Origin of the sequence: Flavobacterium cryoconiti, from assembly GCF_048158645.1 — a bacterium.
Taxonomy (GTDB): Bacteria; Bacteroidota; Bacteroidia; order Flavobacteriales; family Flavobacteriaceae; genus Flavobacterium; species Flavobacterium cryoconiti.
This window is the reverse complement of sequence record NZ_JBLNKW010000009.1, coordinates 107761-131710: the sequence shown is the minus strand read 5'-3', so window position 1 is coordinate 131710 and position 23950 is coordinate 107761. Positions and strand designations below refer to the sequence as shown.

The window sequence follows — 23950 nt, the reverse complement described above, 5'->3', positions numbered from 1 at the left end:
AATATAAAAAGAATAATTAATATCAATTTTAAATTTATGGTTAATGTTTGCTTAATTACGTCAGTTTTAGCATTAGATATGACTTTTTTATTTGATTATAATTTTTTTACTGTAATCTCCCTTCGAAGTTTTTAGTTTTACTATGTAAACTCCGGAACTTAGATTCTTGATTGGAATCTGAATTCTGGTTTGATCTATATTTTCAACATCCCATTTTGTAAGATCTTGCCCTAATAGATTAAACAGGTGGACTTCCTTAACCATCGTGTCAAGTACTTTGTTTTGGATAATTAATATTTTATAGTTGTTTGAATACAAGATTAGAATACCATTATTAATAGTATTGTCTTCAACACCAAGTGTTTTGTTGGTAAATCGCAAAGAGAAACGATTATTGTATTCACCAACAGCAAGCGGAATTTCAAATCCACTATTTTTCATATCATGATAATTTCCGGAAATATTGTCATATAAGTAAATTTCAGTAGTTTCAGGTACGTTTTCTAGCGCATCAATTTTGATGGTAGTCAAGCCTTCATTTGCTATAGTAAGACCTACAGGAATTATTTGGTCATCATTAAAATCTGGTACACCTTGAATCACAAATTTACTATTACTAAATTCCCAATAAATGTTATCTCCTTCCATCTCTAGCATTGGGGCATCATAACCAATGTCAAATTCATTAGTTGTATTACTGTCAACTCCCACTAATAATTGTCGATGCGAACCAACAGGTGAATCAAAACCAAGTCTGATTTTAGATCTTGTATCTATTTCAGCGGTGTTTAATTTAGTAGCTCCGCTTGTTTTCATAAAAAGGGAACTTCCGGAAGATTCTCTGACGAATGCTCGTTGACTATTTTTAAATATTAATGGTCCTCCATCTATAGTGGTCTGAATTCCTATTTGTGGTACAGCATCATCAATATATGCATCCACAAAAAATCCTTGTGCAACTGGGATGTAGCGTCCAGGTATTTTTGATCCTGCGCCAGTAGCAGTTAAAGGGCTGTCTGCTATAGCTGCTACGCCTCCCATTAAAGTATAAGTAGCATAACCACCCTCATATTCAGCCAATAAATGATTGTTTGAGAGACCAAAATGATCCCAAAAATAGAGGGCGCCATTAAATATATTTTTAGTATTTCTTCCAATTTTATTATTTATTGTTTCTTTAATATTATCTTTTATAAATTCATCGGCATCGAGTGCTGATGGATATGGATTTCCAACTAAATAGGTTTGATCTTTACCCAAAGTTAAAGAGATTGTTCCTGAATTTGGCTTGCCAACAAATACATAGTTTTGTAGATCAGTAATTGGAGCCGTGCCATCAGTCCCTTTCATTGTAAATCCTTCACCTATTCTAATCACTCCAGTACTTCCAATATAGTTCCATTGGTAATAATTATCCCAATCCGTATTAGAATTCGGTGTTAATGAATTGTAGGACCAGATCCATCTGTTACTTATTTTTACTGGGTTTAATAAAGCGCCATCAGCAAAATAGGCTCCATCACCAAAGGATATGATTTCTTGATTAAAATTAGAAAGATTTATAACATTTGTTATATCTGTACCATCTCTTAAAACACTTCCAACAGAATAATTAGTATTATTTAGACTAACAGGGGACGACCAGTAATTGTAATTGAAACTGTTTCTTTGCCCTTGTTGGTCTCTCAATAGATATCCTATACCAGCTGTTGGATTTGTTGCAGTTCCAGCTTGTATCAGTTGCGCTTCACCAGTTAAACGTAAATCTCCGCTTAGGAGCGATAAATTATTCAACACGGTTAATTCAAATCCATCAATTACACTTATTCCTTTGGCACCACCCGAATTATTAGTTGTTAAATTATAATAGGTCTCATTGGCTTTTACGCCAAGGTTTATATTCTGAATCTGATTTGATGTATAGCCATTAAAAGTCACTGTTCCTGTTCCTGGAATAAAAGCACCGCTATTTTTCCAGTCACGACTAATTTGTAATTCGGAATTATTGTTATTCACCATGGTAACTGAAGCACTGTTTGCTATAATAATATCTCTGGCGCTTGCGATATAGTTATATAAAGAAGCAAAAGGAGAAGTTCGATCAATTACCGGCATTCTTGGACCTCCCGACGGATTGGTAGGGATTTGTGCATCAATTGTAAGAGAAGGCAATCCTTGTTCCCAGTTTTTACAATCAAACCAATCGGTGCTTACCAAGCCAGTCCATATACCCGGAGTACCTGTCAGCACTGTTACTGTTGCTGCTCCTGTCAATCCTTGTGGTAATGCTACTGTACAGTTTGCATCACTTAAATTGGTAACAGTATAGGTACAGTTAGCTTTGATATTAGAAACACTAAATAGATACGGACTGGCACCATTATACGTTACAGTAGTTGGTGTCGTACCATTAGTATAAGTGATAATCCAAGGTGCAGTACCAGTTAATGCAATACTAAAATTAGCTGTCCCATCATAGCAAATTGTTTGATTTACCCCTATATTAGCAGTAGGTCTTTTATTTACGGTTACTGTAACAAGTGTTGTTCCTTCGCTACCATAACTTCGACAACCATTAAGATAGGATGTTACTTCATAGGTCGTGGTTACTGGTGGCGTTACTGTTACGTTTGTTGAATTGGCAATGCTTATAATTGCCCCTGTTCCAAGATCTTTCCAATCGGATGTTAATGCAGGAACTGGAGTTTGAGGAATTTTAATATTATCTAGTGCCCAGGAACTACCTACATTTGAAGGAAGATTCCTGTCTTCAGTTCCATGATAACTAAATCGTATTCTTAAGTTATTGTATCCTAAGTACGCATCTAAATTTAAACTAATTGCGGTGTTAAATACATTATAAGGAGCTTGATTCCCTGAATAATTGGCCAAATTAGTGGGATAGGTTAGGCCTCCGTCAAAGGATAGGTCCACTTTTCCCCATGCTCCATTATTTAATTTATAAGCAATATCAAATGTTAAATTAGCTGTTGTTAATCCGATAAGATCAAAAATTGGGGTCTCCATTATCGAATTTAAATTACCGCGTACAATGGCGAATTTTTTATCGACAGAATTATATTCGTCACCTGCATTTCCATTAGTTTCTGAAAACGTATGATTTTTTCCATTATCACCAGAGGCGTTAAAATTTCCTCCATCTACAAACCAACCTGGAGGCTGAGCGGTATTGAAAAGTCCTCCATTTTGTAGGGCTTGACTGCTTGAAAAACTAGTTAACGAAATTAAAGTTGTTGATTCTCCTTCGCAAATTGTGGAAGGACTTGCACTTACTGGTGTTGGTTTAATGTTTGGAATTATAAATAAAATGGCTGTATCAGAATAGCCTACTGCACACGATCCATTTTTAACAACGGCTCTAAACAGGGTAGCAGTTGTTATGGCGGTATAAGTATATGTTGTATTGCCGGCATTTCCCTTATCTGACCATGTGTTGCCACCATCTGTTGAAGATTGCCATCTATCAACAATACCGATTTGCCCACTTAAAGCTACAGTTCCACTTGCAGAATGACAATCAGTAAATGTTTTAGCACCACTTGAGAAAGTAACTACGCCTCCTATTGAAGGTGCTGCAACAACAATTGTGGCTGTTATTGGTACTCCCGGGCATCCATTTGAAGTAGGAGTTATCGTAAAAGTTACCGTTACAGCGGCATTAGTTGTGTTTGTCAAAGTTCCACTGATGTTGCCACTTCCACTAGCCAAAATTCCGGTTACTGCGACTGTATTGTCTCTGGTCCAATTAAAAGTAGTTGAAGCTACGTTTTCTGATAAAACTATAGCCGTAATTGCACTGGCTGAACATATTGTTTGTGACGCTGGAGTCGCAACTGCATTTGGTGTTGGATTCACAAGAACTGTTGCTGTTATTGGTGTTCCGGGACATCCATTAGCAGTAGGGGTTATGGTAAAAGTTACGGTTACTGGAGCATTGGTTGTATTGGTTAAATTTCCGCTAATATTTCCACTTCCGCTTGCTGCTATACCGTTTACAGTTACAGTATTATTTCTAGTCCAATTGAATGTAGTTGCAGCAACACTTCCAGAAAGTGCTATTGTTGTAATTGCACTGGCTGAGCATATCGTTTGCGATGCTGGAGTTGCAACCGCATTAGGAGTTGGATTTACCAAGATTGTTGCTGTTATTGAGGTTCCCGGACATCCATTTGAAGTAGGAGTTATTGTAAAAGTTACCGTTACAGCGGCATTAGTTGTGTTTGTCAAAGTTCCACTGATGTTGCCACTTCCGCTAGCCAAAATTCCGGTTACTGCAACTGTATTGTCTCTGGTCCAATTAAAAGTAGTTGAAGCTACGTTTCCTGATAAAACTATAGCCGTAATTGCACTGGCTGAACATATCGTTTGTGATGCTGGAGTAGCAACTGCATTTGGGGTTGGATTCACGAGAACTGTTGTTGTTATTGGTGTTCCAGGACATCCATTAGCTATAGGAGTAATGGTAAAAGTTACTGTTATAGGCACATTAGAGGAATTGATTAAGCTTCCGCTAATATTTCCACTTCCGCTAGCTGCTATTCCAGTCACAGTTCCTGTATTATCTCTAGTCCAATTGAAAGTAGTCGAAGCAACACTTCCAGAAAGCGCTATTGTCGTAATTGTATTGGCTGAACATATTGTTTGTGATGCTGGAGTTGCAATCGCATTAGGAGTTGGATTTACTAAAACCGTTGCTGTTATTGGTGGTCCAGAGCATCCATTTGCGACTGGTGTAATAGTGAAAGTTACGGTTACTGGCGCGTTAGTGGAATTAGTCAAGCTTCCGCTAATGTCACCGTTTCCGCTAGCAGAAATTCCGGTTGCCGTTACTGTATTATTTCTAGTCCAATTAAAAGTTGTAACAGCTACATTTCCTGAGAAAGCTATTGTGGCAATTGTACTAGCTGAGCAAATTGTTTGTGTAGCATTTGTGGCTATAGCATTTGGTGTTGAATTAACAAGTACAGTAGCAGTTATTTTACAACCATTACTATTGGTATAAGTTATTACCGTTGTACCTGCAGTGATACCAGTTACTAGACCAGTATTGCTTACACTAGCTACCAAAGTATTGGAAGATAACCAAGGATTGACCGCTGCCGGTGATGCTGAACCACTTAATTGGGTTGTTGAACTTTCGCACACATTTAGCGTTCCATTGATTGTTGGTAGCGGATTAACAGTTAATGTTGCAATGGCAGATTGAACAGATGAACACGTATAACCTGCAGGGCCTGAAATCAGGACATCGTAATTTGCCGCATCTGCTGCTGTACTATTATTTATTGTTAATGTAGAAGATGTTGTGGTAGAAGTTGCTCCACCTATATTTATCCCATTTTTTCTCCATTGGAAAGTCAAAGGATCGCCATTTGCATCAGCAACAACAGTAAATGTGACATTAGAACCAGTGCATAATGCTTGTGAAACGGGTTGTGTTGATACAATAATAGCTTGGTCTACGTTCAATGTTCTTTGAGCAGAGGTAACTGATGTACATGGTGATGCTCCACCAACTATTACATAATAATTACCATCATCAGTTAAATTTGCCTGATTAAAATGAAGATTTGTTGATTGAGCACCTGAAATATTGGCTGAATTAGCTACTGGTGTTCCGCTTGGAGCTGAGCCTTTATACCATTGATAAGTCAATCCATCACCAATGGCAACAACGCTTAAATTTACAGGAAAACTGGCACATATACTCGTGTTTGAAGGCTGTGTTGTAATTACTACAGCTTTTTTAATCGTTAGGATGATAGTTGCGTTTACGGATGGACATGGACCAATCGGATCATTAGTAGTATACGTTAGCGTAATGATACCTGTACTGATATCAGCAGCGCTTGGGGTGTAAATTGCAGTTGGTGTATTGTTATTGAATGTACCGCTTCCGCTTGTACTCCAAGTGGCTGAAGTAGCACTTCCTCCAAAAGAACCAGCCATTGTTGCAGTTGTATTTGAACAAATTGTTAAGTCAGAGCCAGCATTAACAGTTGGAGCAGAGTTTATAGTTATAGTTCTTGTTGCACTTACAACAGAACATGCACTAGGAGCATTTGTGGTAAGTGTAAGCGTAACAGTTCCACTAAAGCTTGCTACAGGAGTATAAGTTACTGTTGCAGGAGTTGCAGTTTGTGCTACACTGCTTAATGATCCCCCGCCAGAGGATATGGACCATGCACCAGTTGTAGCCCCTCCGCCCACAGATGAACCGGCTAATGTAATGGCTGCAGGAGTTGCAGATTGACAAACTACATCAGGTCCTCCGGTATTAACCGTTGGAGCAGAGTTTATAGTTATAGTTCTTGTTGCACTTACAACAGAACATGCACTAGGAGCATTTGTGGTAAGTGTAAGCGTAACAGTTCCGCTAAAGTTTGCAGCAGGAGTATAAGTTACTGTTGCAGGAGTTGCAGTTTGTGCTGTGCTGCTTAATGATCCCCCTCCAGAGGTTATTGACCATGCACCAGTTGTAGCTCCTGCGCCCACAGATGAACCGGCTAATGTAATGGCTGCAGGAGTTGCAGATTGACAAACTACATCGGGTCCTCCGGCATTAACGGTTGGAGCAGAGTTTATAGTTATGGTTCTCGTTGCATTTATAACAGAACACGTACTAGGAGCATTTGTAGTCAGTGTAAGCGTAATAGTACCACTAAAGTTTGCTGCAGGAGTATAAGTTATTGCTGCAGGAGTTGCAGTTTGTGCTGTGCTGCTTAATAATCCCCCACCAGAGGATATAGACCATGCACCGGTTGTAGCTCCTCCGCCCACAGATGCACCAGCTAATGTAATGGCTGCAGGAGTTGCAGATTGACAAACTACATCAGGTCCTCCGGCATTAACAGTTGGAGCAGTGTTTATAGTTATGGTTCTCGTTGCACTTATAACAGAACATGCATTAGGAGCATTTGTGGTAAGTGTAAGCGTAACAGTTCCGCTAAAGTTTGCAGCAGGAGTATAAGTTACTGTTGCAGGAGTTGCAGTTTGTGCTGTGCTGCTTAATAATCCCCCACCAGAGGTTATGGACCATGCGCCAGTTGTAGCTCCTCCGCCCACAGATGAACCGGCTAATGTAATAGCTGCAGGAGTTGCAGATTGACAAACTACATCGGGTCCTCCGGCATTAACAGTTGGAGCAGTGTTGATAGTTATGGTTCTTGTTGTACTAACAACTGAACATGCACTTGGAGCATTTGTAGTCAGTGTAAGCGTAACAGTTCCGCTAAAGTTTGCAGCAGGAGTATAAGTTACTGTTGCAGGAGTTGCAGTTTGTGCTGTGCTGCTTAATAATCCCCCACCAGAGGTTATGGACCATGCGCCAGTTGTAGCTCCTCCGCCCACAGATGAACCGGCTAATGTAATAGCTGAAGGAGTAGCAGATTGACAAATCACATCGGGTCCTCCGGCATTAACAGTTGGAGCAGTGTTGATAGTTATGGTTCTTGTTGTACTAACAACAGAACATGCACTTGGAGCATTTGTAGTTAGTGTAAGCGTAACAGTACCACTAAAGTTTGCAGCAGGAGTATAAGTTACTGTTGCAGGAGTTGCAGTTTGTGCTGTACTGCTTAATAATCCCCCACCAGAGGTTATGGACCATGCACCGGTTGTAGCTCCTCCGCCCACAGATGAACCGGCTAATGTAATGGCTGCAGGAGTTGCAGATTGACAAACTACATTAGGTCCTCCAGCATTAACAGTTGGAGCAGTGTTGATAGTGATTGATTGGAAGGCTGTTTTAGTTCCACCACAGCCTCCAGTAATAGTATAAATAATATTGCAATTACCTGCTGCGATACCAGTTACGATTCCTGTACTGTTAACTGTAGCTATAGCAGTATTGCTGCTACTCCAAGTACCAATACCACCGCTAAGAACGACAGAGTTCGCTGAGTAGGTTGTTGTTGCGGAACTGCATAAAGGACTTATCCCCGTAACAGAAGCGATACTTGCAATCGGTGTTATGGTTACTGTCATTTGGTCACTTACTGCTGTACAAGATCCTGATGGATCATCAGATGTAATGGTTAATGTTACAGTTCCCGCTGCTATTGCAGCAGCTCCAGGGGTATAAGTTGCATTCCATTTATTCGCATTAGGAGAAAAAGTACCTCCATTAGAAGAACTCCATACTACGTTATTGTTTCCAGTTGCTCCTCCAGTTGTAGGTAAAAGGGAAACATCTGGCGATGCAGCACAAACTACCTGATCAACTCCTGCATCTACAAAAGCAAAATTACCAACAGTAACTGGTAAATTTGCACTTGATGCACTTGAGCCACATGCATTATTTGCTTTTACTGATATATTACCACTAACTGCAGAAGAAGATGCAGTAACTGTGATGGAATTTGTACCAGATCCAGCAGTAATAACCCAGCCCGTTGGCAAGGACCATGTATAATTTGAAGCATTAGCTACAGCGGTAACACTGTATTGTAATCCAGAAACAACAGGACATACGGATGTAGATTGTGGGCTGGTTGGAATACTTGGTGTCAACGGTATAGCAGTGTTTACAGTTACTGCAAAAATTTGCGCACCACTTGTACCGCAAGAATTAGTTGCGGTTACGGTAATATTTCCACCAACTGCAGTCCCTGATGTTGAAACGGTAATAGAATTTGTATTTACCCCTGCTGTTATACTCCATCCTGAAGGTAAAGTCCATGTATAAGAAGTGGCATTTGGAACAGCGGCTATACTGTATGCAAGCCCTACTTTGCTTATACACTGTTCTGTTGAACCACTTATTGTTCCCGGTGTTGCTGGTGTTCCCGGACTTACTGTTACAGCCAAAGTTTTTGCTGCACTTGTACCACAGCTATTTCCGGCGGTAACACTAATGTTTCCATTTTGACCCGCACTACCGGATGTTACGGTTATTGAATTTGTTCCCGCCCCAGCGGTTATTGACCATCCTGTTGGAACGGTCCAAGTATAAGTTGTTGCATTAGCTACTGCAGCTATGCTATACGTTAATCCTATAATGCTTGGACATACAGGAGAAGTTCCAGTTATTACTCCCGGTGTCACTGGTGTCGCTGGACTTACAGTTACCGCCAAAGAATTAGCTGTACTTGTACCACAACTATTTCCAGCGGTAACGCTAATGTTTCCATTTTGACCTGCGCTACCTGATGTTACAGTTATTGAATTAGTACCTGCACCAGCAGTTATTGACCATCCCGTAGGAACTGTCCAAGTATATGTTGTCGCATTGGTTACTGCAGCGATGCTATAAATCTGTCCTGTTAATGCAGGACATTGTGTAACCGTTCCAATTATTGCTCCCGGTGTTGCTGGTGTTGCTGGATTTACGGTTACTGCCAAGGTTCTTGCTGCACTTGTTCCGCAACTATTTTCAGCAGTCACACTAATAGTTCCATTTTGTCCAGCACTTCCTGATGTTACAGTTATTGAATTAGTTCCTGTACCGGCGGTTATTGACCATCCTGTTGGAACTGTCCAATTATAAGTTGTCGCATTGGTTACTGCAGCAATGCTATACGTTAATCCGGTAATTCCAGGACATGCAGGTGAAGTACCAGTTATTGCTCCCGGTGTTGCTGGTGTTGCCGGACTTACTGTTACTGCCAAAGTGTTAGCTGAACTTGTTCCACAGCTATTTCCAGCAGTGACACTAATAGTTCCATTTTGACCCGAGTTACCTGATGTTACAGTGATAGAATTTGTTCCTGCGCCAGCAGTTATTGACCATCCCGTAGGAACAGTCCAAGTATATGTTGTCGCGTTGGTTACAGCAGCGATGCTATAAATCTGCCCTGTTAATGCTGGACACTGTGTAACAGTACCCGTTATTGCTCCAGGAGTTGCAGGAGTTGTTGGTGCTACTGTTACTGCCAAAGCTCTTGCAGCACTTGTTCCACAGCTATTTTCAGCTGTAACACTAATGTTTCCATTTTGACCAGTATTACCTGATGTTACAGTAATTGAATTAGTTCCTGTACCGGCGGTTATTGACCATCCTGTTGGAATTGTCCAATTATAAGTTGTCGCATTGGTTACTGGAGCAACACTATATGTCTGACCTGTTAGAGCGGGACATTGTGTAACAGTACCAGTTATTGCTCCAGGTGTTGCCGGTGTTGCCGGACTTACAGTTACTGCCAAAGTGTTTGCTGAACTTGTTCCACAGCTATTTCCAGCGGTAACACTAATAGTTCCATTTTGACCCGCGTTACCTGATGTTACTGTAATTGAATTAGTTCCTGCACCAGCTGTAATTGACCATCCTATAGGAACTGTCCAAGTATAGGTTGTTGCATTAAGAACTGGTGTAATGTTATAAGTTAAAGTTGTAATAGGACATACTGGTGTTGTTCCTATAATAGCTCCAGGTGATACTGGTGTTGCGGGATTTACGGTAATAGTAATAGGATTACTAATAGCAGTAGTGGGAGACGCACAAGCTGCATTTGATGTTAGTTCAACGGTAACTATATCTCCATTAATTAATGATGAGGTAGAAAAATTGGGACTGTTAGTACCAGCATTAAAACCGTTAATCATCCATTGATATGAGGGAGTACTGCCTCCATTTATTGGTGTTGCAGAAAAACTTACTGTGTTAGTTGGACAAATCGTTGTAGCCGATGGGGAAATACTTACTGTTGGTACTACAATATCATTTACTGTCATCGTAATTATATTACTGGTGACATTTGCAAGAGAAGGGCAGGTAGCGCTAGAACTTAGAACAACTGTCACTTTATCAGTATTTACTAATGATGAGGTAGTAAATGTTGGACTATTAATTCCAACGTTTACACCATTTATCTTCCATTGATAAATAGGAGTGACGCCACCATTAACAGGAGTGGCAGTAAAGGTAACAGAAGTACCAGCACATACATTATTTCCTGGATTTATTCCAATGTTTACTGATGGTACTAAAAGTGCATTCACCGTTACCGCTACCGTTGCTGTATTGAAACAACTATTTGCACCTGTTACGGTCACTTTATAAGTTCCCGAAGCAGCAGTTGTTACATTAGTGATCGATGGATTTTGTGAAGTTGATGTAAAGCCATTTGGTCCAGTCCAACTATAAGAGGTTCCTCCCGATGCAGTAAGGTTTAATGTAGAACCGGCGCATTGTGGAGAGTTGCTTCCTGCTGTGGCAATTGGTAAAGGATTAACAGTGACTGTAGCAACATCAGAATAGGTGATAGTACAGATTGCTCCACTTGATGCAATTACATTATAAATAGTTGTGATGGAAGGAGAAACTGAAAAAGTTATGTCAGTTCCCGTTAAGCCAGTCACTGGACTACCAACATCTGTAGTTCCTATTCGTAATTGATAATCCATACCAGTCTCACTATTGAACAGCGTGATTATGGCATTTTCACCTAAACATATTGTAGGGTCGGATATGATTCTTTCTGTTATACAATCTTGTCCAAAACTGCAAAGTGAATTTAGAGACAATAGAATTATAAATAAGTAATTTTTTTTCATGACACCTACATTTTAAAATCAAACGATTAATATTTTTATAAAAAGGCATAGAGAAATTTATGCAGTTTTTAGAAACAAAAAAATGTTTATTGTAGTGGTATTATTTTCAATGAAAAATGGATCCTATTGTTACTGTTTTGGTGCAGTTTTTAATGATTTTTTACACAAAAAGTAACAAGAAGAATTGTGCTCGGAGTGCTATTTATTTGTTTTTGTTTTAATGTATAAGGCTTACATACCTTAAAATTAACTATTTAGGATGATATTGTTTTAAAAAAAAATTTTTTTCCGATGAAAGGATTTTATCATCCGATGAACTGCTCGTTTTCAGGAAATTAACTTTAGATATTTCCGTTTTTTCGTTATTTAAGGTTGATTTTGACATAAAAAAAACTGCCTTTTCAGACAGTTTTATATTTTTAAAATTAATTTTATTTGATTATGGTACAATTATTTTTTTACTAAAATCTCCTTTTGTAGTCTGGATTTTTACAATATATACACCAGAACTTATTTTTTTAAAAGGTAATTGAATATTTTTTTGATCTTGATTTTTAATGTCCCAAGTACTTATTGATTGACCAATAATATTAAATAGAGTCGCTTTTTTAACAGTTGTATCTAATAAATGATTGTCGATTACAAGTGTGTTTCCATTTTGTAAATGAGTAATTTTAATCGCATTATCATTGATAGTTTTCTCATCAATGCTCAATGTTTTGTCAGTAAACCGTAGTGAAAAACGGGTATTGTTTTCCCCTTCAGGAAGGTTTATTTCAAATGTTTCATTGCGAATATCATGATACATATCAGTATCGTTGTCATAAATAAAAATAGTTTGTTCAAGGCCAAAGTTTTCTAAGTCATCAATCATGAATTTTACGGTTCCTTCGGCATCTGTTTTTACGCCAATAGGGTAGGAGGCACTGGCATCAAAAAAACCTTCCCCTTCAATTACGAGTTGATTTTCTCCATTTAATAAATACATATCATTAGGGAAATCGTCAATGTTTAAACCATCATAACCATAATCCATTTCGCTGGTAGCTTTTTCATCCATAAATCCTAAAAGCACTTGTCTGTGATAATCATTATGCGAATTGAATCCCAAACGAATTTTTTTATAAGTATTATTTATGACAGGGTCATTATTATTGTTATTCCAAGAGTTGTCTTTAACAGGCATAATTTTATACATCACATTCGAATTTAAAACTTCATTTTCTTTATGAAAGGCTCTTTGACTATTGCTAAAAACAACGGTACCACCCGAACCAACTTTCCCGTTTACAAAAAAGCCTTGTCCCACTGGGATATATCGATTGGGAATACCTCTTGATGGGGTACCAGCTTGACTAATAAAATCAACTCCTGCTGCTGAAGGGGCTAATCCACCGGTTAAATTTCTAGCGGCATACCCCCCTTGATAGTCACGTAAAATATGGGTATTATTAGAGGCATAATGTTCCCAAAAATATAGCGTTCCATCAATAGACGGACTTATGAAAGTTTCTAAAGAACTTATATTATCAGTTATAAAAGCATCAGCATCTAATGAAGAGGGATAGGGGTTACCGGTTAACAATAATTGATCATCACCTACGGTATTTGTTGCTATGGAGCCATTATTTGGTTTTCCAACAAAAGTATAATTTTGGGTTGCTGATACAACTCCACTTCCTTTTAAGGTATATCCTTGTCCTACACGCAATGCATCTGTTTCTAATATGCGAACCCAATTTGCATAAGCATTGGCATAATTGTCAAATTTATAAAGCCAGTATCTGGCTAAACTAATAGGAGTTGTAGGTGCTCCGTCATAGCCGCCAATCCAGTTAATATTTTGAGGAGTTGTTGTGGTACCGTCTTTCATAACACCAGTAACCGTATAATTAGTATTGTTAGTTGTTGTGTTTATAGGGCTTACCGGAGAACTCCAATAGTTATAATTGTACTTATTGGACTGCCCCTGCTGGTCTCTTTCTATAAATCCAGAACTTGTAACATCTAAATCACTATCAGCAGTTTGAACTAACTGTGACATTCCTACCAAATCTATTTTCCCATCTAATTTTAAATAACTGGAAACTTCAATTTTTGAATCATTTGCAGCACTTAATGTATTTGTATTGACTAATAATCCCAAAACAGTCTTATTGCCATTAGAAGTAATATTGTGTGATGTTTTAACTATATTCCAATCTATTTTTGTCGTGCCGTCTATACCAAGGCTATATGGTACATCCCAAACAGGATAATTAGTCCAAGTGGCATCTGTTTCCCAATTACCATTAGCTCCAGAGGTATAAGGGATAGGTGCAGTATCTGGTTCTTGGATATAAATACCTTTCAATTTACCATTTTTAGAGTTGCCGGATTTATCAATTAAATAGCCATTGAGGATATCGTCAGCTCGATTCATTTGATAATAACCGGACAAATTAGACCAAATTAATCCACTGATGTTTTTAGGTACGATTACTCCTTTTACATTACCAAGACCATCATTTGTGATTTCTTGATTCATCATTTGGCGAATTTGGTCAACTGTCAAAGAAACATTCCATATACGGAGTTCATCTGCATAGCCATTGTAATAATTATAGGGTGTGTTGGTGTTTTGACTCATAGCACCTATGATATAATCAACAGTATTCAATGTTGGGTTTACGCCTGATGTGGTCTTGTCTAATATTCCGTCAATGTATAATTTATAGTTAGTACCGTCGAAAGTAATTGCAATATGATACCATCTGTTAGTGTCAATTGGATGTGTGGCTATTATAGAGTTATTGTTCCAATTGAATGAAATGAAATTGTTTACTAATCTTAAATCATATCCATCAGTTGAACTTGGGTTTAGATGTTTTGAAATTATTGTTTGCGTATTGCCATTAGTCGCATTTGATTTTAGCCATACTTCTATACTAAAATTACCATTGTTTAGATTAAAATTATTTTTAAAGTTAATATTGTCATCAATTCCGTCAAAATTGACCACATTGCAGAGCATAAGAGTAACTACTACAGTATCTGAAGAAGCAGCGCAACTTGAAGTGGTCCACTTTAATGTATATACGCCAACATTAGGACTATAAAATGTTGTATTAGGACTTGTCATATTCGAAAAAATTTCTCCTCCACCTGAAGGCCCGCTAACGATAGACCATGTCCCTGCTGTTCCTGTTGTTGCGCTTAATGTAACATATTCTCCTCCGCAAGAAGTTGTCTGATCAGGTCCGGCTAATGTTGACAAACAAGAACTTGTAGCTATTGCTACTTTAATCGAACCATCAATTGGTAAATGACAAGTGGTTGAATCATATCCTTGAAAAAAATATTTTGTAAATGAAGTTCCCGATGTAGCACCTGTACCCGTTATTGTTCCAGTTTCCAAAGAAACTTCAGGGCTACAACCCGCATTTAATATAATAGCACAATCTGTAGTAACATCGAGGGTAAAGCTTATATCGGCATATACATATTCGGGATGACCAGATGTTATAGGTAATGTACCTAAATTCCAAATAATTTTATTTGTTGCCGAATCAAAATAGGGAATATTTGTTGTGGTAAAACCGTTGTAGGTGTGATATAAAATAGTACCAGTATGAAAAATTGCTGTTGCTGGAATGGGGATTGCAACTATTGTGTTATTTGTTGCTTCGGTACCTTCGTTAGTAATATTTAGAGAATAATTGATTGTTTGCCCAGGCAATGCATTTAGGACAGGTGGGTTTGTAACGTTGTTAATTGAATTCACGCTTATTAATCCTTTAGGTTCTGGCACATACGAATCTACTGACATGGCAAAACCGAATATGGTGTATACTTCATATGTGGAACCAAACCTAAAAGTTGTAGATGTTTGATTGTTACCTATTACGGTATTTCCTGAATTCGGAATTGTAAACATACTAAAATCAACTCCTGTATTGTTTTGTAAAATAGGATTGCTGGTACCTGCAGCAGGAACTGGGTATATGGAAGAATTAAAGAAGTTAGTAGTTGAATTTCCAGTATGATTTAACGTTAAATAGTTGGTAGAATTATAAACAGTTGGATCTGCATTTAGCTTTTGTACTGCTAGATAATCACTTCCAGAATTGGTAGCAACATCTCCTTCGGCTGCCATTATACCTAGTTTCATGTTTACTTGTCCTGAACCCACTGTTGTAAATCCAGAAATAGGAATGGTTCCATATTCGCCTTGAGTAGTATAAGGAGCAGCTACAGCAAGCTGTCCGTTTACATAAGCATAGCCATCAAAAAGAGTGACGGCACGACTTTTCATTACAGGATTAGCATAAATAACAACCATTGACCAACCTCCTGATAAACCTGGATTATTATTTGTTCCTTCTGTCAGGGCTATATCGGCAACAGTATAAGCACCGGGTCCATGCGCTTTTACATAATCGGTGATTTCTTGATAACCAATGAAAATTCCACTGTTGGAAGATCCAGGAAAACGGATTTGAGAATTTCCAGTTATGCTAGTATAAGTTGTAGCACCAGGGCCTTTTAAAGAAACTGCTTTTTTGTTGTAATTTTTTGTTGGGGAGTATGAAATATTAGCAGAACTAGTAGATTGATATTCAGAAAGATTTTTTGCTATGTCTCTTGTTAAACTATTAATAGTAAAGATTGTTCCGTAAGCCGCATTGGATGTGTAAGGAGTGGTAAATGTTGCTTTTCCGGAGCTGTAAGTAACATTAATAGCTGGTTGTGCAAGTCCGTCTAAAGTTAGTGTTACTGTGCTATTGCCATTTGTAGCCGCATTGGTAAAACTAAACGCATATATATGTCCATTTCCAGTGAAAGTGTAAATAGGATAGTAATTATTATTAGAACCACTTCTAGAAACGGTCATAATATAATTTGTGTTTTTGATGCTAGAATTGTCTATAGCAGTATAGTTGTTTACTGTAAAGGTTTCATTTGCATCATCGGATTTTCCTGTCCAATAAAGACCCGCAAAAAGAACAGTAGAACAATTTGGGTTGGCTCCATTTTCTCCCGAATTAGAAAGTTCAAGAGTCGCCATTGAAGAATTTAAGGTATTTGCGTCTCCGTCAATATCCACATATTTCATCGCATTTCCTTCATTATTAGTAGCGATTCCATAATTAACAAGCGTTAAATTGGTATTGCCTAACATTGTAAAATCTCCCTTGACATTATAAACCGTTTGGGCCGGCGTGGCTGCGGCAGTTCTTTGCGCAAAATTAACTTGCGGAGAAGTTGGTGCTTGTTGCGCTTGTATTTGAAAAGGGATAACAAAAAATAGTATTAAAAATGCTAAGTATATTAAATTGCAATTTCTTTTTTTAGAGTAAATTTTCTTCATAATTTTTATTGATTTAATTAATTATGATGTTTTTTTTATTATGAATGAGATGAGTTCAGAAAAGTAATTGTAATAGCGATACTAAATTTAAATAATCTATTTTATTTTTCAGACTAAAAGCTAATATAATCGACTAAGTGAATCTTTTTATTTAATTAGTAAGTTAAAAGCTATAAAATATTATTAAACAATAAAGAAGTTTTGATAATTTATTTTTTTCGGAGGATTTATAAATAAATGTTATTTAATACTTAGGAATAGTATTTGTCGTTTAAATTTTATAGCATTAAAAAACAAAAAAAAGACTTCTCAATTTGAGAAGTCTTTTATGTAAAGCAATATTTAATTTATTATTTGATAATAATTTTTTTGCTAATTGTTCCTTTCAATGTTTTTAATTTTACGATATAAACTCCTGAAGCAATGCTTTGAATAGGCAGTTTAATATTAGTTTGGTCTTTATCTTTTACATCCCATTTAGAAATAGATTTTCCTTGAATATTAAAAAGGGATACGGTATTAACAGTATTGTCTTTAGAATTATTTATAATAGTCAAAATAGAAGTAGAGCGAATATAGTCTACTTGGATTGCATTTTCATAGACTTGATCTTTTACACTTAGGGTTTTGTCAGTGAAGCGCAGATAGAAGCGATCATCAATAGTTCCTTCAGGAAGTTCTACTTCATACAAAGCATCTTTTAGACTATGGTAGGTGTCATCTGATTTATCATAAATAAAAATAGATTGATTTTCATCAAAGTTCTCTAAGCCATCTAAAACGAAAGATACTTTTCCTTCAGCATTTGATCGCACACCAATAGGGTAGGAGGCATCTTCATCAAAATACCCTTCTCCTTCAATGATTAACTCTTTGTCTGAATTTACCAGATACATATCGTTATCAACATCGTCTATATTCTCGGCATCATATCCTTCATTTATCTCACTATTTGCTTTATCATCCATAAAGGCAATGACTGCTTGTCTATGAAAAACTTCATTGTAATTGTTAAATCCTAAACGAATTCTTTTGTACGTGTCTTTTGCAATTTGGTCGTCACTATTATCTGTCCAATGGTCCAATCCTTTTGGTTTCGTTGGAATACGATACATAGTTTGTGAAGCGGCATTATCTTCTTTAAAAAACGCTCTTTGGCTATTTTTGAAAGTGACTGTTCCTCCTGTTGCATTCCCAATAACAAAGAATCCCTGTCCTACAGGAATGTATTGATTTGGGGCTGCCCGAAGGGAAACACCTGAAGTGTCAATAAAATCTACTCCTACTGAACTTGGTGGAACACCAGCAGCAGCATTTCGAACAGCATACCCACCTTGATAGCCAGTTAAAACATGAGTACTGTTTCCGGTATAATGCTCCCAGAAATACAAAGCGCCATCAGTCGAGGTTGGTGTTGTAGTATCTATAGAACCACTATTATCTGTTATAAAAGCATTAGCATCTAATGCTGATGAATATGGATTTCCTACCAGTAATAATTGTGTGGCTCCTACTGACCTGCTAATAGTACCATTATTTGGTTTTCCTGTAAAAGTTAGGTTTTGAGTTGCAGTAGCAGCTCCACTTCCTTTTAATGTAAATCCTTGTCCTACGGGAATAGTTCCAGTTTCAAAAATTTGACTCCAATTGGCATAAAGATTTGCGGCATTATCAAATTTATAAATCCAAAATTTTGCTAAACTGATAGGAGTTGTTGCTGAACCATCATAACCTGTAACCCAATTGATGTTGACTGGAGCAGCTGGATTTGTTCCATCTTTTAATACACCACCTACAGTGTAATTAGTATTATTTGCAGTTGTGTTTATAGGACTTACAGGAGAACTCCAATAATTATAATTGAATTTATTTGATTGTCCTTGTTGGTCTTTTTCAATTGAGCCGGCACTAGTTACATCTAAGTCGCTGCCTTCAGTTTGTACCAATTGTGATCTTCCCACTAAATCAATTTTTCCATCTAATTTTAAATAATGCGAAACTTCAATTTTTGTTCCGTCAGTTTGTAATCCTGAAGCTGAAGTTGCTGTAAGTGTGTTACTATTTACAAACAATCCCAAAACAGTTTTGTTTCCTGTTGAAGTAATGGTATGGGATGATTTTACAATATTCCAATCAATAGTTTTTGTATTGTCTTCTATTGATGAACTGTTTGGTAAATCTTGTAAGGTGCTGTTTGTCCAAGTTCCAATAGTTTGCCAATTTCCGTTTGCAGCTGATTCATAAGGTAATGGAGCTGTTTGTAAATCTACAGTTGTTAGATTTCGTAGTGCAGCGGTATAATGATTATTCGAAATGTCTTTTGCATTGGTATAGGTATAGGTTGACATTGGATAATAGGCTTTTAGATTTGCCCAAGGAATACTGCTGATATTATTCAATGTAATTGTATTAGGAATAATAGCACCATTTGTTAAAGTACCATTACTTAAAATCTCTTGATTTATCACATAACGAAACTGAGCGTCAGTTAAGGCAACATCCCAAACACGTACTTCATCAATTGAACCATTAAAGAAAGATGTTGGAGTTACTCCGTCAGCGGCAGCTACAAGAAAAGATTGTGTTGTTGCAGTAGGAACTCCTGCCAGGGCACTACTTATTTTATTCACACCATCTATGTACATTTTAGCTGTAGTACCATCAAAAGTTACTCCTATATGATGCCAGTATCCGGATGGTATTATCACATTAGAAGTGATTGTTTTTTTAGTGGCGCCCACATACCAGTTCATTTCTGCTTTTCCTGCTGCATTGATGCTTAGGTCATATCCTTGAGTGAAGCCGCTGTCTCTTTTAGAAATAATAGTTTGATTGGTGCTATTTCTATTCACCCAAGCCGAAACGGTAAAGGAAGTGGTTAAGTCTAGCACTTTTCCTGCATCTAAATAATTATTGACTCCATTAAATTTTATGCAACGTACAAACGTTTTTTCTGGTGCATAACCAAAAGTGATGTATTTTGTTCCGTCAAAATCATAGGTAGTTTCCAGATTTGAACCATTAACTGTCATGATACGATATTCAGCAGTGGGGTCAAAATTGGGTGTACTTGATATAAACATTAAGTAATCTCCGGGAGGGGTTATAGTTGCAGTAAGCATAGTTGCAGGTATAGATACTTTAGCAGTACCAACATTTCCACCTGTTTCCACTACTTTCCAAGTTCTTCCTACAGAAACAAAACTTACATCACTGGTTACAGTAGATGGTGAAGTGATTCCGGAGCTTATATTTACTATTACCGGAGTCTGTGCGGCCAAATTACCTTGATTATTACCCCAAACTAAGAAATTTTTATCGTTGCATGTATTTGTATTTAAGTTATTGGTAGCTAAAATATCGGCTAACCCTAAAGTAATATCATCTGTAGTATTAACAGTTTTAGATTGCTTTTGGTATAATTGAGAATCATCATCTCTACCAATTCCTGCAATGTCATAATTATAGCCTGTATTTACAGATGTATCCCAAATGATATTCCCTGCTGAATCAATATAATTGACATCATTTAACCTACTTGTTGTGCTTACTCCAGATGCATTGCTGCTTCCTGTAGTATGTAAAGTTATTCCGTATTTTATACCTAAATAACTTTGTATTTTTTGTTGGTTTAAGGCACTATTTGGAGCAGTATAAGCAACTACTTCCGAAAGTCTTCCATTTAAGGCTGAAAATGTCCTACCACTGATTCCACTTCGTCCTGTTCCTAAATAGAAAGGAAGATTTTTATATTCATAAAAGTTTAAAGCCTGTTGGTCGCCATTGTTTCCTGTTTTACCAGCTGTGTTGTCTATTTGTATCCCATTTTTATATATTTCGGTTTGCGTACCCGTTGTATTTGTTTTTACATTGATTATTAAAGGCTCGTTATATGTAATGGTAGTCGAAGTAAATGCTCTTCCGTATGAGTCTGTGCTTGGTGTAGGTGAACCGGTACCTGGGGAATAGGCTCCAACGTTGTGTGCTATAACTTCGCTTGGGGTATAGCGGGAAGTTGTATTTCCTAACCCCAATCCAGTTGGGTCTTCATGGAAACTTTTGTCGTCACTTTTTCCTCCCAAAGGAATTTGTCTTCCGTTCGTTCCCATAGTGTTTTGTACAACATCATCACTATATACCACCACAAAATAATCCTGAGAGTACAGGCCTCCTTTACCATTCATATAATCCTTGTTTGTTGCGTTAAAATCAACAACGGGATTAAAATTTATGTTTCGTGTACTATTATCGCGAAAAGTAGGAGCATCAGAAGCTAAAGCTTTTACGCTTTCTTTGTTAATTAAATCAGCCCTAGTGGTATCATAGGCTTGGTCTTCCCATGCTGTTAATGCTGTTCCGTCTGTTACTGCTATTCCTGCATTGGTTTTAAACCAGAGGCTTAGGTTTTGGTTTACTTTGGCAGGGGCATTAGGCGATAATGCTAACGATACCATTGCATCACCTTCTACAGATACATTATCAAAAGCCACACCGTCGGCTGTAGTAGAACCATTTGATTTGAATTGTACTTTGAAGCGTACATTAGATTGATTCTTGAATGTGGGATCATCTAATGCTGTTGTTGCTCTAAAGAATCTATTTGCAGGTCCAAAGGCTAATGGCTCGGATGCAGCCGTAATGTCAACATTGTTGTCGCTCCATCCATTAGATCCTAATGCGCTTACTGATGAAGAGTTATACCAGTTGATTCCACTACCGTTTGCTCCTAATTGAACATAGGCACCTCCATTAATAGAATATAAAATTCGCATTCCATCTACATCTTTTTGTGTATTGTGTCTTACATCTATGTTGAATATTAAATTTTGATATCCAGTAAAATTATAAACAGGACTTTCAATTTCTATAGTTGCATTGTTAGCATAATCGTTAAAGTTGTTAATTCTCCAAAAGGAGTTTTCTCCAATTTCATTAATTGTTAATGTTGGAAATGAAGATGTCCAAAGCCACGAGCCATTTGTATTAGTATTATTAGTCCATCCACCATTTGTAGCATCAAAATCTTCATAAAAAAGAGTATAATTTCTATGGTTGTTAGCATCTACATATGTGACTGTAATGTCAGCTGTACTGGTTCCGCAAGTGCTAGTTACTGTCCATCTAAAAACATAAGTTCCTATTGATGGCACTGTAGCAGTCGATGTACCACTTGTACTATTACTAAAATTTACTGTTCCTGTTGGTCCAGAAATTTTAGTCCAAGCTCCTGATCCTGAACTTGGGGTATTTCCTCCTAATGAGGTAGAGGTAAGTGAACCAGTGATAGTAATGGCACTTCCTACTGTTGCCGTTGTATTTATTACGACTTGTGTTTTTGAAGCAGTTGTTGTACCACAAGAACCACCCGAAGTAATTAGTGTTAAGGTTGCTGTCCCTGAATAGGCGGATGGGGGAGTCCAAGTTGTGGTATTAGGAGTTGATCCCGTATTGTTTGTAAAAGTTCCTCCCACACCACCGTCAGACCATACGGCACTAGTGGCAGATCCTCCATAAGAACCTCCAAGCGCTACGGTGGTAGCTCCTTGACATAGTGTACTTAACGCACTACCAGCCCCAGCTGTAGGTGCAGTTACTATTTGTGTTTTATTGGCTGCTATAGTACCACATGCTCCACCCGAAGTGGTCAATGTTAAGGTTGCAGTTCCTGTATATGCTGCAGGAGGTGTCCAAGTGGTTGTACCTGGCGTTGTTCCTGTATTGTTTGCAAAAGTTCCTCCCACACCACCATCAGACCATACAGCTGCAGTTGCAGAACCTCCAAAAGAGCCTCCAAGTCCTACAGTTGTACCGCCTTTGCAAATATCGGCTAATGCGCTACCAGCAGCAACAGTTGTTGTAGTTAGGGTAACACTACTCGTATTACCTGAACTTATAGCAGCACTACAATTGTCAGGTGATACACCGCTGGATAGATTAGTGATTTGAATATTGGTAAGTCCTATGTTGGCTAATGCCATTGTGGTAAAATTTCCAGATCCAGCTATAGTTACACTCATGGTGGCGGTGCTAGATCCCGTATTGGTTCCTGTGAGGGTGTATGATACGGTATAGTTTCCTATGGGTAAACCAGTTCCCCCAGTAAGTGTTACTGAGGCTCCATTTGTAGTACATAATGGTGATGCTATTGCCGTATTTGTTATACTATATCCAGATGCTGGACAAGTCCAACTAATGATTACTTGACCGTTAGCTCCAGAACCTCCAGAAAAGGAGTTGCTACTTTTATACGCACCACCACCACCACCACCCGGTATAACACCAGGAAGACCAACTCCTTCGGCTGCTGCTGCTTTTCCATTTCCGCCATTTCCACCGCCAGCGGGAGCGATACCTCCTGTAAGAGTGGCTCCAGTAACACCAGCTAATACAGTACCAGCGGAGGAACCACCACCACCACTATAGGTGCTGTTAGATCCAGTAACTCCAGCTCCACCAGCAAGTCTTGTTGTCCCTGTTGATGCTGCAACAGTTCCACCTGCTCCAGCGGTATTTGAATTAGAAGTACCGCCACCACCACCAGCGGCAACAACAGAAGTTGTGTTAAATGAAGAGTTTGTTCCAGCAGTATTTGTTGATCCTCCAGTCCCTACGGTTATTGAGTAGGCTGCCGATAATGCCGATACTGCAACTGTTGGATTTGTGGCATAAGCACCACCACCACCACCACCACCACCACGGCTGTTGTTGCTAGCATTGCTCCCACCACCACCAGCTCCCCATGCCTGAACGCTTACAGAAGTAACACCAGCGGGAACAGTAAATGTACCAGATGAAGAATAAGTTTTAGGAGATTGAGAAAATCCAACGGAAGTAATAAATAAAAAAGCTAAAGCCAGAAATATTTTTTTTGTGAAAAGTATAGTTCTATTCATATAATCTTGATGTGGTATTTATAGTAGGACCGTAATAGTTTTGAAAATGGAGCGAGTACACTATCATTTACGTCTTTATTTTTTATTTGGTTTTAATTATCAGTTAATTACTACCTAAAAAAAATCAATTTAATGGGCCAAAAGTAAAATATTTATTTCTAATTTCAATGCCTTTTTAACGATAAAAAGCTAA

At 37.9% G+C, this 23950-nt stretch carries 3 protein-coding genes; all 3 read right to left on the bottom strand.

The genetic code is table 11. From position 1 onward, the window contains the following. Nucleotides 1–87: 87 nt before the first annotated feature. Entirely contained in the window at nt 88–11514 is an 11427-nt protein-coding gene (locus ACM55H_RS13775) for a PKD-like domain-containing protein (protein ID WP_416837043.1), read from the bottom strand. A gap of 439 nt (nt 11515–11953) precedes the next feature. Then, nucleotides 11954–16864 carry a LamG-like jellyroll fold domain-containing protein gene (locus tag ACM55H_RS13770; protein WP_416837042.1) on the bottom strand — a complete coding sequence of 1637 codons (4911 nt, stop codon included), beginning with the start codon at nt 16862–16864 and terminating at the stop codon, nt 11954–11956. A 350-nt stretch (nt 16865–17214) separates the two neighbouring features. After that, nucleotides 17215–23757: a T9SS type A sorting domain-containing protein gene (locus ACM55H_RS13765; RefSeq protein WP_416837041.1), complete on the bottom strand. Its 6543-nt coding sequence runs from the start codon at nt 23755–23757 to the stop codon at nt 17215–17217. Nucleotides 23758–23950 lie beyond the last annotated feature (193 nt).

Excerpts from the sequence above, each read along its gene's own strand:
- ACM55H_RS13775 (WP_416837043.1), bottom strand. The coding sequence starts at position 11,514 with ATGAAAAAAAATTACTTATTTATAATTCTATTGTCTCTAAATTCACTT.
- ACM55H_RS13770 (WP_416837042.1), bottom strand. The coding sequence starts at position 16,864 with ATGAAGAAAATTTACTCTAAAAAAAGAAATTGCAATTTAATATACTTA.
- ACM55H_RS13765 (WP_416837041.1), bottom strand. The coding sequence starts at position 23,757 with ATGAATAGAACTATACTTTTCACAAAAAAAATATTTCTGGCTTTAGCT.